Source organism: Paenibacillus sp. FSL R5-0623 (assembly GCF_037974265.1).
Lineage (GTDB): Bacteria > Bacillota > Bacilli > Paenibacillales > Paenibacillaceae > Paenibacillus.
The window spans coordinates 5,627,453-5,643,560 of the sequence record NZ_CP150233.1; the positions used below are offsets into that span (position 1 = coordinate 5,627,453).

At 44.0% G+C, this 16,108-nt stretch carries 14 protein-coding genes; 2 read left to right on the forward strand and 12 right to left on the reverse strand.

What is annotated here, in order from left to right; translation table 11 throughout:
* Positions 1-160: 160 nt before the first annotated feature.
* Positions 161-1,231: a M23 family metallopeptidase gene (locus MKY92_RS24785; RefSeq protein ID WP_339297985.1), complete on the forward strand. Its 1,071-nt coding sequence runs from the start codon at positions 161-163 to the stop codon at positions 1,229-1,231.
* An 88-nt stretch (positions 1,232-1,319) separates the two neighbouring features.
* Here the strand turns inward: MKY92_RS24785 and yunB are convergent, their stop codons facing one another.
* The 4 genes from yunB to zwf all read right to left on the reverse strand — a co-directional run bounded on the left by yunB (position 1,320) and on the right by zwf (position 6,077).
* Entirely contained in the window at positions 1,320-2,201 is an 882-nt protein-coding gene (gene yunB / locus MKY92_RS24790) for a sporulation protein YunB (RefSeq protein ID WP_339297986.1), read from the reverse strand.
* A 263-nt stretch (positions 2,202-2,464) separates the two neighbouring features.
* Positions 2,465-3,109, reverse strand: coding sequence for a fructose-6-phosphate aldolase (gene fsa / locus MKY92_RS24795; RefSeq protein WP_237178521.1), 645 nt, complete (start codon positions 3,107-3,109; stop codon positions 2,465-2,467).
* 86 nt (positions 3,110-3,195) lie between these two features.
* Positions 3,196-4,089 carry a phosphogluconate dehydrogenase (NAD(+)-dependent, decarboxylating) gene (gene gnd / locus MKY92_RS24800; protein WP_339297987.1) on the reverse strand — a complete coding sequence of 298 codons (894 nt, stop codon included), beginning with the start codon at positions 4,087-4,089 and terminating at the stop codon, positions 3,196-3,198.
* Between the two features lie 533 nt (positions 4,090-4,622).
* Positions 4,623-6,077 (reverse strand): glucose-6-phosphate dehydrogenase, encoded by a 1,455-nt coding sequence (zwf, locus tag MKY92_RS24805; protein WP_339297988.1) that lies wholly within the window; start codon positions 6,075-6,077, stop codon positions 4,623-4,625.
* A gap of 416 nt (positions 6,078-6,493) precedes the next feature.
* Between zwf and MKY92_RS24810 the strand changes: the two genes are divergently transcribed.
* Positions 6,494-6,814 carry a helix-turn-helix domain-containing protein gene (locus tag MKY92_RS24810; protein ID WP_036605715.1) on the forward strand — a complete coding sequence of 107 codons (321 nt, stop codon included), beginning with the start codon at positions 6,494-6,496 and terminating at the stop codon, positions 6,812-6,814.
* Positions 6,815-7,628: 814 nt separating this feature from the next.
* On the opposite strand, the gene MKY92_RS24815 is transcribed toward MKY92_RS24810, so the two are convergent.
* The 8 genes from MKY92_RS24815 to MKY92_RS24850 all read right to left on the reverse strand — a co-directional run bounded on the left by MKY92_RS24815 (position 7,629) and on the right by MKY92_RS24850 (position 16,053).
* Entirely contained in the window at positions 7,629-7,904 is a 276-nt protein-coding gene (locus MKY92_RS24815; RefSeq protein ID WP_339297989.1) for a hypothetical protein, read from the reverse strand.
* Between the two features lie 31 nt (positions 7,905-7,935).
* Complete coding sequence (locus tag MKY92_RS24820; protein ID WP_339297990.1) at positions 7,936-8,493, reverse strand: hypothetical protein; 558 nt, start codon at positions 8,491-8,493, stop codon at positions 7,936-7,938.
* Positions 8,486-9,232, reverse strand: a complete 747-nt coding sequence (locus MKY92_RS24825; protein ID WP_339297991.1) for a hypothetical protein — start codon at positions 9,230-9,232, stop codon at positions 8,486-8,488. Before MKY92_RS24825 ends, MKY92_RS24820 begins: the two co-directional genes overlap by 8 nt.
* Positions 9,233-9,264: 32 nt before the next feature.
* Positions 9,265-9,534, reverse strand: coding sequence for a hypothetical protein (locus MKY92_RS24830; protein ID WP_150366037.1), 270 nt, complete (start codon positions 9,532-9,534; stop codon positions 9,265-9,267).
* 169 nt (positions 9,535-9,703) lie between these two features.
* Positions 9,704-13,039, reverse strand: a complete 3,336-nt coding sequence (locus tag MKY92_RS24835; RefSeq protein ID WP_339301906.1) for a DUF5704 domain-containing protein — start codon at positions 13,037-13,039, stop codon at positions 9,704-9,706.
* A gap of 35 nt (positions 13,040-13,074) precedes the next feature.
* Positions 13,075-14,391 (reverse strand): S-layer homology domain-containing protein, encoded by a 1,317-nt coding sequence (locus MKY92_RS24840; protein ID WP_339297992.1) that lies wholly within the window; start codon positions 14,389-14,391, stop codon positions 13,075-13,077.
* Between the two features lie 86 nt (positions 14,392-14,477).
* Positions 14,478-15,716 carry a hypothetical protein gene (locus MKY92_RS24845; protein ID WP_339297993.1) on the reverse strand — a complete coding sequence of 413 codons (1,239 nt, stop codon included), beginning with the start codon at positions 15,714-15,716 and terminating at the stop codon, positions 14,478-14,480.
* A 28-nt stretch (positions 15,717-15,744) separates the two neighbouring features.
* The gene (locus tag MKY92_RS24850) at positions 15,745-16,053 is read right to left on the reverse strand and encodes a hypothetical protein (RefSeq protein ID WP_339297994.1); all 309 of its coding nucleotides are present in this window, start codon (positions 16,051-16,053) and stop codon (positions 15,745-15,747) included.
* Between the last annotated feature and the right edge of the window lie 55 nt (positions 16,054-16,108).

Here is a 16,108-nt window from a genome sequence, read left to right on the forward strand (position 1 = left end):
TGTCACATCTTGTGCATTCATGCCCGATATGGACAATTTGTATCATTCGATTCCCCCCAAGAGCTTACATGGATAAAATGAGAACTTTTGAAGAACGCTAACCTTTAGCTTGGTTCATCGGGTACCTTGTATCATTCTAATGGAAAGGGGCTGCTTCCCAGTGCAACAACGCTTGACCTTCAGGCACACATACCGCTTTTGGATCAAAACATTACTTGCAGGTACTCTGCTTCTCCCATTCTTGCCTGTTGAAGTTTACAGTGAACCCGCCGAGGCCGCTCCCAAACCACAGGCTGCCGAGTTAAAACCCGCAGAAATTTTCGCTGCACGTCGCCATTTATATGAAACCATTGGTCAGATGACCCAGATTCCCTGGTACAGGCTTGCCGCAATTGATCAGTATGAACGAACGATTACTCGTGCACACCCAAAGGATCGCAAGCATCCAGAACGGCTTACGGGTATCTTCATGACCCCTCCGGCCTGGAGAGGATGGCTAAATCCCGATGAGACGGATCAACATCCGGAATCCATTCTTTTTTTCAAAGGATATGGACGTGATGGTTCAGGAGACGGTAAAGCAGATGCCAACAATGATCAGGATGTGCTGTACAGCATGGCTTCTGTTATTCAAGGTTACGGGAACAAGCAAGAAGACTTCAACATTGCCTTGTGGGAATATTATCACAACTCCCGTGCTGTGCAACGGATACAGCAATTCGCGAAGTTATATGAGCATTTTGACAATCTGGATCTATTTGGACATGCCTTTCCGGTCCCGCTCGGAACCAACTACTCCTATCGCAGTACCTGGGGGACAAAAAGAAGCTGGGGCGGTTATCGCATTCATGAGGGAACAGATATTTTCGCTCCGCATGGCCTGCCTGTGCGCAGTACCTGTTACGGGGTCGTGGAAATCAAAGGCTGGAACCCGTTTGGCGGCTGGCGCATCGGTATCCGGGATTTGAACAACCATTATCATTACTACGCCCACCTCTCGGGTTTTGACAAGAGCGCACGCATTGGTGAAGTGGTTATCCCCGGTCAGGTTGTAGGTTGGGTGGGCAGTTCGGGTTACGGGAAACCTGGGACACAGGGCAAATTCCCTCCACATCTGCACTATGGGATCTACCGGGACAGCGGACTGCACGAATGGTCGTTTGATCCTTATCCACAGCTGAAACATTGGGAACAGGATGAACGCAAACAAAAGAACAAGAAAAGCAAATGAGACGAGTATATGCATGATCAGCAAAGCGAAAAAGGGACCTCTTTAATAGAGGCCCCTTTCTTTGCTTTACAATTCTAATTTGTGTGTATCATGGGTGCGCGTCCTTATTGAGCTGCAATCCCCCATTCACATCAGGCAGATCATCCGGCTCAATTTCTTCAAGTTCATTCCCTTGCAAATGGTCTGACGGCGTCTGTTGCTGGTTCTGGCTAGGGGGATTCGTAGTTACTCCATTACCGCTTGATACACCTGTATGACCTGATGGCAGCGCAATCGCTGGGGCATTACTGCCGTTACTGCCCACTGGCTTGCCCTGATTATCGTAATAATACATTGGCACATCCCCGACAACCAAAAGGTAGGAAATCGGGATCTCCGTATCGACCGTTTCCGGCTCCATGTCGAATGGCACCACGACCGCGACCTCAGCAATGATGTGAATGTACACTTCCACCAAAATCATGTTAATACCCGCATTCTGTTGACGGGTGTTCAGATCCACTTTGACAGCGCCTTGGGGCTCAATACGAACCGGTATACTCGGGCCAAATGAAGCCAACACCGGACTGCCGAGCGCCTGCCCCAGCGGGATTTTTTCTTTTAACATGTGTACATTCTGCAGCGTGGATTGCACAATATTCATCGTACTTGCGGTGATTCGCATATGCTCATTGTAGTTCAGCATGAAACCGGACACTTTCCCGGCGGTATCCGTCTTCCAGTCAATCAATCCTTCGTTGGTTTTGCCATCGGCAACCTGTGCTGTAATCGCCTTGTTGATCGCTTCAGTCGCAATCTGCTTCACTCTGATCTTGGCTAAGTGCATGATGGGGGGCTTCATCTTTTTATCCACATAAGCAAAGCCCTGCATCAAACAAAACGCGGTAACCAATAGAATGATCAACCACATTTTGCGTTTGTAGCTTGGCGGCTTACGGCGTCTCCGGCTTCGCCATTTTCTTCTCATCATCGAAGTGTCCCTCCCCTACGGGATGAGCTATAGGCTATATGTTAACCTTATGCACCGTTGTCCTGAAAAAGAAGGACAGTACGTGGACACTGGATAGAAAGTAAAAACAACATTAAAGGGACAAGTACTCCTTATTGATTAAACTAACCGCAAATCGAAAATTACATAAACAGAGATAAAAAAACCTTTCACCCGCAGATTGCTCTGCAAGGCAAAAGGCTTTATGTTTAGACCACCCAAAGATTCAGGCCATGTCTATCCTTTTATTTTGGAACAGTTTCCCAGTCTTTCAGGAAACGTTCAATCCCGCTGTCCGTCAGTGGGTGTTTCCAAAGTGTCGGCAGAAGCGAACCCGGAATGGTGGCAATATGCGCACCGGAAAGGGCTGCATCCTCTACATGTTTGATATTGCGAATGCTTGCTGCGATAATCTCGGAAGGCAGATCATACATGTCCAGAATAAGACGCAGATCACGAATCAATTTCATACCATCCACCGCAATATCATCCAGACGCCCAACGAATGGACTGATGTAGGTTGCACCAGCTTTCGCTGCCATCAGACCCTGTGCTGCGGAGAAGATCAGCGTTACATTGGTTTTAATCCCTTTTTGCGTTAACTCATGACAAGCATATAGCCCATCTTCGGTCATCGGCAGTTTAATAACTACATTTGGTGCCCATTCTGCAATTTCATAAGCTTCCTTCAACATATCCTCGGCTTTGAGACCGATAACTTCAGCACTGACCGGGCCTTTAACAACGCCACAGATCTCCTGAATGACTTCTTTAAATACGCGACCTTCTTTGGCAATCAAAGACGGGTTAGTCGTGACTCCATCCACCAGACCCAGACGTTCGATCCGTTTGATTTCTTCCACATTCCCAGTATCCAAGAAAAATTTCATGATATGTTCCCTCCACTTGATGAATTCGTAAACACGATATAAGTTATTACCCGATGTTCATCATATGTTAACAGTTATATATAAAATTATTTTTTCTCTACAGCGTGACCGCCAAATTCATTACGCAATGCCGCTACCACTTTACCTGTAAACGTGTCTGTCTCCAGGGAACGATAACGCATCAGCAAGGACAATGCGATAACCGGCGTAGCGGTTTGAAGGTCAAATGCCGTTTCTACCGTCCAACGTCCTTCACCGGAAGAGTGCATTACGCCTTTAATTTCATCGAGGTTTGCATCTTTGGAGAAGGCACGTTCTGTCAGCTCCATCAACCAAGAGCGGATAACAGAACCGTTGTTCCATACGCGTGCTACTTGTTCGAAGTCGAAATCAAATCCACTTTTCTCCAATACGTCAAAACCTTCACCGATGGATGCCATCATACCGTACTCGATACCATTGTGGACCATTTTCAGGAAGTGACCGCTGCCCGCTTTACCAGCATACAGGTAGCCATTCTCCACGGAAGTATCTTTGAATGCCGGTTCAACGATTGCCCAAGCTTCCGGGTCTCCACCGATCATATAACATGCTCCATTACGAGCGCCTTCCATACCGCCAGATGTACCTGCATCCATGTAGTGAATGCCTTTAGTTTTCATCTCTTCGTAGCGACGGATGGATTCTTTGTAGTGGGAGTTACCCGCTTCAATAATGATGTCGCCTTTGGACAACAATGGGCTAACTTCAGCCAATACAGCGTCTACTACGTTGTGGGGAACCATGATCCACAATACACGTGGGGATTCGAGCGAAGCCACCATCTCTGCGTAAGAAGACACGCCTTCAGCGCCGTATTCTTTCATTTCATTTACTGCTTCAGCGTTCAGGTCAAAAGCAACCACTTCGTGTTTGTGATCAATCAGGTTTCTACCCAGGTTCAATCCCATTTTTCCTAATCCGACAAGTCCAAGTTTCATTTCAAAATCCTCCTGTTATGAACAATGTTTAAATTTCATCTTTGTTGCAGAGCGCCAGACTACATTCCCGTTACGCAGCAACCGTTCCGGTTACGGCTCGTTCTTTCGATCGCTGTTGTATCCAAATTTCTTTTCATCAATCTTCAAATTGATGAAATTTGGATACAAAGGCGAACGCTTTGCTTCTACAGAATCGATTCCGTCCCCTACACTACATCGCTACTTAGGCAAAAAATTCAGTGCGTCCGCTAATCTATATTGAAAATTTTCACGGCCTTCCGGCCACCTAACCGGAAGGACTTATGCAAAATTGGAACGGTATGATTCGTAATAGTTACTGTATATATCAGTATGTTGCATCATTCGATCCAACTCGCTCACGAGTACAAGCTCTAGGGAAATAAAACATTCCGTTTTATATCCTGCTGACTTGGAAGACGCATTTGGATTGTGCAAAATGTTCATTGGTGAGCAGAACGATTGTCCAGTTGTTTTTACTATTGTGTTCTCTTATGCTCACTCTCTCGTTTTACTTACCACCAACGGTAACCGTCTGCTGCGGTCAGGCGATCTGCTGACTCTGGTCCATGCGAACCTGCACTGTACATATCCAGTGGCACGCTGCCTGCTTCGAATGCTTCCTGAATCGGTTGCACCCATTGCCATGCCAGCTCCACTTCATTCCAATGTGCAAAGAAGGTGGAATCTCCACGCATCGCATCAAAGATCAGATTCTCGTAAGCTTCAGGTATGTTGCGTTTACCTGAGTTGAAGGTCATATGCATTGGTTCCACTTCACCATGGTTCAATGGATTCTTCGCATTTAATTGAAGCGAGATGCTTTCTCCCGGACCAATTTCAATCGTCAGCAGGTTCGGTTCCGTTGTATTTTCGGATTCATGACCTGTCTTCAGTGGTGCCTTGAACTCAACAACGATTCGGGTGGATTTCTCAGCCAGGCGTTTACCTGTACGGATATAAAATGGAACCTCGCTCCAGAATGGATCATCGATCCAAAGTCTTGCGGCAACATAGGTCTCGTTCTGAGATCCGGCTGGAATACCAGGCTCGTCCAAATATCCAACAACCGAGGAACCTTGCAGCTCACCTGCTGCATATTGCGCACGAACAACTTCAGAAGCGATATTTTCTTTCGTCAACGGACGAAGTGCCTCAGCAATTTTTTGCTTTTTGAATTGAATTTCTTCCGGTGTGCAACGTTTTGGCAAATGTAAACCAATCATCATCAGCAACTGAAGCATATGGTTTTGGAACATGTCACGAAGGGCACCGCTTTGGTCGTAATACGCGGCACGTTCTTCAACACCCACCGTCTCACTTGCCGTAATCTGTACATTGGCAATATAACGGTTAGACCACAACGCCTGAATCACCGGATTTGCATAGGTGAGCGTCTCAATATTTTGAACCATCGGTTTGCCAAGGAAATGGTCAATGCGATAGATCTCTTCTTCGGCGAAGGTATTGCTCAGTTTTTCGTTCAGATCACGAGCCGATTGCAGATCGTGTCCGAATGGTTTTTCGATAATCAGTTTCTTCCAGCCTTTGGTGTTACCCAGGCCACTTTCTTGAATGTTTAATGCGATTGGCTCAAAGAATTCTGGTGCCACCGACATGTAGAACATGCGGTTTTCGGGAATGTTAAGCTCTTGTTCACGCTGTTGAACCAGTTCCAACAGTTTGGTGTAATCCTCAAGCTTCGTATTATTTAAAGAACAATAACGGAAAGCTCCAATGAAATCACGAACCTGAGATGCTTCTTCTGGCGTTTGACGTGAGAATTCATGCAGTGACTTTTCAACATTCGCCTGGAAGTCCGTATCCGACAATTCACGTCGTCCCAATCCAATAACGGAGAAGGATTTCGGCATTTTCTGATCCATGTACAAGTTATATAATGCAGGGTAAATCTTGCGTTTGGCTAAATCGCCTGTTGCCCCGAACAGGACAAATGTCATTGCATCCATTGGAGTGCCTCCTGTGATCTGTGCAGTATAGTATATGATGTTGCAAAATGTTCAAATCCAAGCATGACAAAAGACGGAATAAGTGGGTGTGTTCCCCGCCTTGCCTCCGTTTTATATAACGTGCCTGAATTCAACCATGGAACATTCCTTCTCTCCACAACCTGTGTTTAGGTTATAAATTGTAACCATTTGAATTAACGTTACCCATATTACACCTGTCGTCACAATTCGTCAATAATCGTGTCGAACCTGTGAACTCCAGTGTTTATAGGGTTTTTATTTGATGATAACGCTTTATGTGGTAACATTAAGAACAATTGGTATGTGACACTTTACACATATGGCCTGTGGACAAGTAGGTTACAATAAGTATACTAATGATATTACAAGCAATACTAAACCAAAGGAGTACAATCATGAGCGATGATGAGAATGCCAAGCAAATATGCACAAAAGTGGAACAATCTTATCAGATCATTGGCCGAAAATGGGTAGCCCTCATTATCCATGCGTTGATGGAGGAACCCAAACGCTTCAGTGAGATTCACGCTTATATCCCTGACTTGAGCAAACGTGTGTTAAATGAGCGAATGAAGGAACTGGAGGAAGAAGGACTTGTGGTTCGCCATGTGGTCACGGAACGTCCAGTTCGGACTGAATATATGTTGTCACGAAAAGGCACGGAACTGGGGAGAGCGCTAAGCGCCGTGGAACGTTGGGCTGATAAGTGGTTGTAACAGCTTGAGGAATCCTTAATATTTATTTAGCTTAAAGGTTACCGATGTGCATCCCGGAGGTGGAGTATCCCATTTAGCAACTGGCTAGTGCAATCCGCATCCGGGATTTATTTACTTCAAACGGTAAATACTAATTGTATATAGAGACGTAATAACGCTCTTTTTTTTGAGAACCAATTTATATTAACTGCTCCGTTCAAATTGTTTCCTATACTGTAGTTAGGTCGTCTAACGATTTGCGAAATAACTAGAAATACGATCTACTTGGAAAAATACGATCCACTCGAAAATCCGGCACATTTGCCAATCTCCTCCTCCGAAATTGTTGTTGTCTTAAGGAGCAAGAGGGCTTGCTTCATCCTTCCAGCTCTAACATAATCCATAAAGTCTATTTATGAAAAATGCGGGAAGCATACAACAATTTGGAGAGGTAAACATCTGCCACCATCTGATCCAATCACATCTCATATTCGCAATACTCTTCAATTCAAAACATCTCTTCTTCGATTTTAAATCAGATGACGTAAAACCGTTACCAGTGAAAGCATTAACTACTCCATCTTTCTGTTGATCATCGCCAAAAGGATAGTTATTATCTAGAAGTGATCTCGAAGTTAATTGGGTGGATGCAACGGGTCTATTGTTTACTGGGAGTTGTAGACGCAACAAACGTACCACAAAAAGATGCCACTTCACTATTACATAAGGTGGCATCTTTAGATATTCATAATTATTACATATCTTTGGAGCGAATCTTCATTTCAAATTTAAACAAACTTTTATGTAAAATCAAAAATAAAATCTCAATATACAATCAATAACTTCCATCCGCATCCTTTATCCTCTTGATGGCATCTAACATTTCCTGTTTTTGTTTGAGTAGTAACTGTGTCCGAGTATCCAACTGATAGAAGAACACTTCCACCTTGATTCGAAGTTTATCTGCTGATTGTCCCTTCCAGGTGTTTAGCTTCTCATACAATCCTCTTGCTTCTCTCTCGTTTTCTCTCAATTCGCTAAGAATAAGATCCAACTCTTGTTCTGCCTGTAGTAACTGATCCAAATCCATGGCTATACTGCTTCCACTCATTTACATCTTCCTGCCTTTCTATACACGTTCGTTAAGCTACTGTTCCACTATCGGCCTGGATAAATAGATCCGCCTTGTTCTGAATATAATCTACAAGATCAGTGGTATGTTCCAGATGCCATTCATCTAACTGCTTAATACTCATCTGAAGATCCCATACAATGGGCACAAGCCGCTGACTATGACTGCTCTCGGTGTACTCAAAAAAGTTCCGTTGGATTCGCTCAAAGGTACGGCTCATATCCTGCGCTTGGCGACTCCATTTCCCTGCAATCTCCTTCAGTTCTTCTGGCGTTAACTCGATGGTTCCTGCCGAGTACCCACCTACAACGTTAACCACAGACTTGAAACCTTTGGATAGGGTATCCCATGCTTCACGTGCATGATCCAGGATGTTATGATCCGAAGGTTTCCGGGGAGAGTAACTCACTCGTTCTCCCGTAATTTCATCATACAAGGTGTTATCGATATATCCATCGTCATCGAAGCTGTAATGCTTCATATCGTGATATGAAGGCCCTCCCAGTGTATCCTTTATTTTGTCCACAGCACCGTAACTAGCATTAAAGTCGTCATAATTTTTATCCAATCACGAGAGTTGAACCCACGTGCCTCTCATATCCTCCCAGCATACCACTTGCAATGAAATCCCCAGGATGAATGAAGTTGGTTACCTGACGATCGAAAGCACCTTCTTCTGCTTTCCTACGCATTTCTGGTGTTAACGATGCCACGACAGTAGGTGCACTAAACGTGACAGCATCTAATCCCGTATACACTGCTGCATATTGTGCATTTGCCCCGCCTAATGAATGCCCGGTAAGTGTAAAGTCTGCATCGGGATACTTACTTTGCATCTCTTTCACATAATCTTCTGCTTCGTACAACTGATTATCAGGTCCGAACTCTTTATCTATACTTTTGCCCGTATCCCCAAACAAGTCATTGAGCCAGGTGATCCCTAAGGCATCTTCGGTAGCTTGAACACCCCCTCTCCAAGATTCAGGCCACGGATAGTATTCTCTAGTAACCGTAGCTCCCACTTCAGGAAGACCTATATTTAGAACATCCGCTTTTAAATCAGGAACTTTTCTATCCCAAGTACTGGATCCTTCCGTTCCTCGGAAAGCAACGACGGCTTGTTTCGTATCAGGATTATAAAAGGTCACTGCATCCATACCGGATGAATTATGTTTCTGGTCTAGTACTTCCCAGCCCGTTAAACCTTCAATTTCAATTCCTTTCTCAAAATCGTTATAAGCTGCATCGGACATTCGTTGATAAACCTGATCGATTATATTTCTATTGTTTAGATCATCCTTACTCATTTAATCTCCCTACCTCACATTTAACTGTAATATCAAAGATTATATCCTTTTACTAATAATGCCTTCTTGAATTCAGGACTATACGCAAACATCTCTTGTAAACCAGTCTCATAATTAATCGATATTATGAACGTTTGATCTTCGTTTCCCGTTATATAACCATATATTGATACACGTGACATTGCCATCTTAGGCTGCATTTGCCTCCTTGTGATGGTCACGTCTAAATCATAAGTTTCTTTTAGATAATCAATGGCAATGGTCTCCGAACGCTCTATAATTTCCTGATCCTTTTTGTCCACTCCAGAACATCCTCCTATTACTCCAACGATCATTATGGTAAATGTAATTATCCTTATTATCCGGGACACAACCATCCCTCACTTTATCGATGTAGTGTAAAACAGAAGAAATCCTCTAGTACAAGGATTTCTTCTATCCAATAATTGATGCAATACTTACATTCATTTCTTAATGCGGTACCTGCGCACTGAAATCATCGCGACTGGAGCGATCGGCATGGTAAAAGACCACGTCTCCGTCCCGCAAGGTGAAACTGTTCCCATAGCTATCCTCTACCTGACTCTGGAATCCTTCCAGCAACCATTGATTCATTAGCGGGGCATGGATATATTGCAGATGCGGTGCCGCGAGATTTCCCTCCCGAATGGACTCAAAGTTGAAGTTCACCACGATATACCCATCTTTCAGGAAGATCGGCGATTTAGCATCCAATCCGCCATGCGTACGTCCATACTCCGCCAAGTTCGTTCCCGCTTGTACCACATAGGGCTCGGCGGGCAGACTGTATTCCCCGTACCATTGTTGAATGGCTGCATTCGCACGCAGTACATCGGCACTGGCGGTCGTTGGAATATTCGTTTTCGGACCAATAAACGTCCGAAGTTGTTCTGGCATCAAGAGTAGACTATACCCGCCTACGGGTGTTTTCATTTTCGTGAATTTATCTCGATAATACTCCTGATACGCTCGTTCACTCATCATCCCCGGATGGATTTCACCATATCGGTTGTATTTGTACGTCGCTGTATCTCGTAGTTGCTCGGACGGAACTTGACGTAACCGATCGTTTAAAATCACGAATCGCTTCACTTGATCTTCTGTCGAACCGATGCGAATAAAGTTCCGTTGGTTGGTGGAGTAGTACAGATCCACTGGCACACGTGTACTGCCATTCTTACTCACAAAATCAAAGGTTGGCGTAAGACGTATGCCGTCCCGTGGGCCAAACATGTTTCCTTTCGTTTTAAAATCAAACTTGAAGTGATAACCCGTTTTCACCGCCACATTCTGATACCCTTGCAGGGGGTGACTGCCCGGGCGAATCGGGACGGTAAACTGGGGTTTGTTGCCCCGCTTATCCCCGTCGATATCCTGCGTACCCGTCCAGTAACTGATCCAGGTCGGCGCAAGACTATTTTTGAAACGGCGGAAGACCAGTTCCCAGTTATAGTCGGCGATATCGGTAATCTCAAAGTCGTATAGCCGCCCAATGACCTCCACGGAGACTTCGTCCGAAGCGGCGTGGTAAGACAGGTCTGTGTTGGCATCGGACTGTGCTTCAATCTCCGGCTCGGTACTAAAATTCGACGGAGCATTTTCAGCGATATTCCGGAATTGCACCTGGTAGTCTCCTTCATCCACCCACACGGGCAGATAGAAGGTCGTATCCAGTACAGGTACCTGGATATCAATCCATGTATCTCGTGGATAAAATTGCGTTCGGCCAGAACTGTACACGTCAAATGGAAACCGGACTTGTTTGATCCGATAATATTTAGCATAATCCCGATCGCCATAACCCGGGTAGGACCCCGCATCCAGATGTTGTCCGCTGGTCGGGATGCGAACCGTGAATGGTCGCTCCAAAATAATCGCTGACCGGTTCATGTTCGGCACCGTTTTCTGGTTATGCGGCTGATCATCCGATACGAGCGAGTAGTTCACGACTGGGGTATGGACGGTGACGGTGTTGATGGAATTGATCAGAAAAGTCCTTCCTTCGCTACCTCCCAAGGTTGTAGGATGAAGCGCATACTCAATCTCCCCCATCGACTCTGTATTCGCCCTGTTCAAGCGGTCCTGGGGGATTAACAGCTGATCTGCGTAGAGCACCTGCTCTCCGGTGTTTTTATACGAACCGATCTTGGTCGGTGCTGGGATTTGCGTCGGATCCGGTCCATTTTCAACGACAGTGCTGCCATCCATTACCTTCGTGGTTAAACCTTCCCACGTAAAGTCAAGTGCATCATTCTTCACATCAGGCGGGCCCGTTTGACCCTCAGCTATGCCTTTAAGCAGTTCTGTGTCATCCGGTACTTCAGGCGGATCATATCCATCGCCTGCCACCACATCGGGAATGAAGCTAATTTCCCCCGTTTCCTGCGGTATCACATGAATCTCCACCTCCTCATCATGCTCCATCTCCAGGTCGGGCGCTGTATACCCCTGAGGCCAGAGCGTGATCCGACCACCATCAGGGAGAGCATAATTCTCCATTTCGGCTTGCTCAATGGAATACAGTTCAACGTTATTGATCTTCCAGTAGCTGTAATTCCTCTCAAAGCTGAACTTGTACTGGTGTGGATATTCATCGGAACCTTGAGTATCTGGTTGCGGAATCGTTGTGCCATTAGGTCCCGGTAGGGCTGGTTGTTTAACCTTCCAAGTGCGGGCATAGGTAATATCGGCGGTACAATTATAGGTAATCGTCCCTTTCTGTTTGCCAAAGGTATGCTGGAACAAATAGTTCATTGCCCACGTATTGGCATACAGGTGCTCTGAAGTCGGAATCCCCCGCGTGGCATCAAAATGAATGCCATTGGTTGGGTCATCCTCCAAAATATGCCCCTGAGCACCCGGATCCATATATTCTACTTGCGGTGAAGCTATCTCGTTCGGTGGATTAATGTTAGGTTTGCAGGCTGCCTTCCCGTCCGGGATAGGATCATCAGGAATAACTGTCGTTACTTTACGATATACACCTACTACATTCGTACCTCCAAGATAATTTGTAAAATTTCTTTCTGATAACTTTGCATTTCTCTCTGGATCACCCGTTTGTACAAAATTCTGTTCATTTAATTTCCGTTTAGACTGAACATACGACTTCACTAGCTTATAGGTATCACCTTGAAACGGATAGGTCTTATCTAACATTACTTTACCTACTGGCTTACCTACCGGCCAATTTTTATCTACATCGTCAATGTCGCTCTCTACTTTTGCAGAATACATCTCTGTACCTTCACTAGTTCGATATATCTTGGTAACTGGATAGAATCCATTCACTTTTACAGGAATATCATAGTACTGTCTGAACTTACTTGGGTCAGCCCAACTTTCAGCATTCTTTATACTCTGAAGAGTCACGAAATCCGTATTAGGTCTGGATCCGTTAATAACATGAAATATAGAGCTTAACCAAATCTGTCCACCATTGGTTATCTTCTCGAGTCCAGCAGCTTCTAAAGCATCATTCACTTGATTAACAGGAATATTGAAATATGTAGTAACCGTTCCATTGGTATTATGTACTTCTCCTACCTGAGTAATTCTGACTACACCATGCAGCCCCCCTTGTTGAGGGGCACAATTGGTTGAGGTGCATCTTGCATTACGAGCTATTGTGAATCCGACAGTTTTATACCGAATGGACGTGGTTGCTCCTGTTGAGGTTGTACTAAATTTAATTGAACCCGACGGCTCAAATTGAATATCATCTGCAGCATATGCTACAGGTTTGATACTGAACACAACCAGTAATTCTATTATTAATGAAACCATCAAAAAACATAAGACGAATCTCTTGAGAAGCTTCTTCATTTCACTTCACGTACTATAGAGTTGTCACTAAATAATGTAGCCATGCCACTGACCTTCAAATCATACGTATTTGAATTCGTAGATAACGGAATATCTGCATATCCTGCATATTTTTTTCCTTTTTTAAAGGTATCCGCATCTATGAAACGTTCATCAAATATGATGTTTTCGTATTTAATGTAAGATTTGATCTCAAAACTAAACTTAGTTCGAATAAAATAACCAGCTAACTTATCCGCATCAGTCACCATAGAAGGTTCTGCTACCAAAGACCCTGTCATGATGATTTTGTTTTCCTTAACCCACTTCACATATCGTCTCATATCCGCAAGTACCACCCTGAAAGCCTGATTGTGATATGTAAATAATGTATTGGCCCATTCTTCATCAATTGTTCTGTAGTCTACGTTAAGCAATAAGTTATAGTAATTCTCCGTTGTTTGTTTCCATTGATCCATTAGAGCCTTGTTGTTAAAGTTTCTATCCATCTTGGCTAGTTGAGCAGAAGTTGTATCCACAATAATATTGGGCTTCATCTCATACATCTCGTTCGGATAGTCCTCCAAAATATACGGGAAGTCTTTTGCATTTTTAGGCAAATTGGTGGTTCGAATGACACGTCCCCACGGATCGCGCTCCGCATTCTTCGCTTTTTCTGCATTCTTTAAAGCCAGTGTATCTACCTTCAGTGTCTGTCCACTTCGCACTTTACCAATTCGGTCTACAACAGTTAACGCTTGAGCACGAGTGGTTGTACCCTCGGGATCAAGCTTTCCGTTTCCCGTACCCGAAAGTAATCCATTTTTTACAGCAAGATATAGAAAATCATAATCATCAGTACCAATCTTCCCGATGGCTCGTGCCGCCACGTGTACCATTTCCATGCGCGTCATGGGTTTAGACCAATCTGTGGATGGAAAATCGGATTCAACATACAAGTTATTGACTTTAGCAGATCTGACGTATGCATCATACCACTGCATACTGGACTTTGTAGGCTCTGCCTCATGGCCGAGTGAACTAACTATGAGCTTTAGAAACTCTGCACGCGTTACTTTATTTTCCGGATAAAACATGCCATTGGGATAACCACTAACTATTCCTTTATCTAGCGCCGCCTGAATACTGGATACCGCCCAATGGCCTTGAATATCCTTAAATGAATTTTTTTGTCCCGCATCACGATCAGTATTTGAATTCATTGGTTTGCTATCTAAACTACCATCCATGGAAATTGATGTTTCCGCATGAACCTGAACTGTCGCTGCTAAAAGGGCTATTATCGTACTCATGACGACTACTTTCTTTTTCATCTGTGTTGTCCTCATTTCTATAAGAATAGTTAATTTCTTCAATATGTAAATTCTTGCTGTCACATGTGTTATAAACATTAGAACTACTAAATTCCTACACCACTATCAGCCTGGATAAATAGATCCGCCTTGTTCTGAATATAATCTACAAGATCCGATGTATGTTCCAGATGCCATTCATCTAACTGCTTTATACTCATCTGAAGATCCCATACAATCGGCACAAGCCGTTGACTGTGACTGCTCTCGGTGTACTCAAAAAAGTTCCGTTGGATTCGCTCGAAGGTACGGCTCATATCCTGCGCTTGGCGACTCCATTTCCCTGCGATCTCCTTCAGTTCCTCTGGCGTTAACTCGATGGTTCCTGCCGAGTACCCACCTACAACGTTAACCACAGACTTGTAACCTTTGGATAGGGTATCCCATGCTTCACGTGCATGATCCAGGATGTTATGATCCGAAGGTTTCCGGGGAGAGTAACTCACTCGTTCACCCGTAATTTCATCATACAATATATTATCGATATACCCTTCGTCATCGAAACTGTAATGCTTCATATCGTGATATCCAGGACCACCCAGTGTATCCTTTATTTTATCCACAGCACCGTAACTAGCATTAAAATCGTCATAATTTTTATCAATCACGAGGGTTGAGCCCACATGCCTCTCATATCCTCCAAGCATACCACTTGCAATGAAATCCCCAGGATGAATGAAGTTGGTCACCTGACCATCGAAAGCCCCTTCTTCTGCTTTCCTACGCATTTCTGGTGTTAATGATGCCACGACGGTTGGTGCACTAAACGTGACAGCATCTAATCCCGTATATACGGCTGCATATTGTGCATTAGCCCCACCTAGTGAATGCCCGGTAAGAGTAAAGTCTGCATCGGGGTACCTACCTTGCATCTCTTTCACGTAATCTTCTGCTTCGTATAACTGATTATCAGGTCCAAACTCTTTACCTATACTTTTGCCCGTATCCCCAAACAAGTTATTGAGCCATGTAATCCCTAAGGTATCTTCAATACCCTGCACATTTTCTTTCCCGGCTTCAGACAAAGGATCAATTATTCTAGCAATCGTAGCCCCTGCTTCAGGAAGACCAATATTGAGAACATCTGCTTTTAAATCAGGTGCTTTTCTATCCCAAGTGCTGGATCCTTCCGTTCCTCGGAAAGCAACGACGGCTTGTTTCGTATCAGGATTATAAAAGGTCACTGCATCCATACCGGATGAATTATGTTTCTGGTCTATTATTTCCCAACCTGGAAGACTATCTATTTTATTCGTCTTAAAATCATTGTATGCTTCGCTCGACATTTTTTTATAGGTTAGATCACTAATATCCCTATTTCCCACTATCTCCACCTCTATCTCTAATATATGGATCATAACCCTTATTAATTAAAAACTCTTCTAATTCTGTATTAAAACTGAAAGATTCCTTTTCATTCGAATCGTAATCAACTGACACACTGAAGATAAGATTCTCATTATCTGTTACATGTCCAGATACAGTAACCCAACTCATCGCCATTTTAGGCAAAATTTTCTTTTCTGTAATTGTCACATCCAAGCCATATGTTTCTTTCAAATACTGAATGGCAATGGACTCCGAACGATCTATAATTTCTTGATCTTTATCTTTTGTATCCACTCTTGAACACCCTCCTAAAATGAAAACTATCATTATGGTAAACGTAATTATTTTT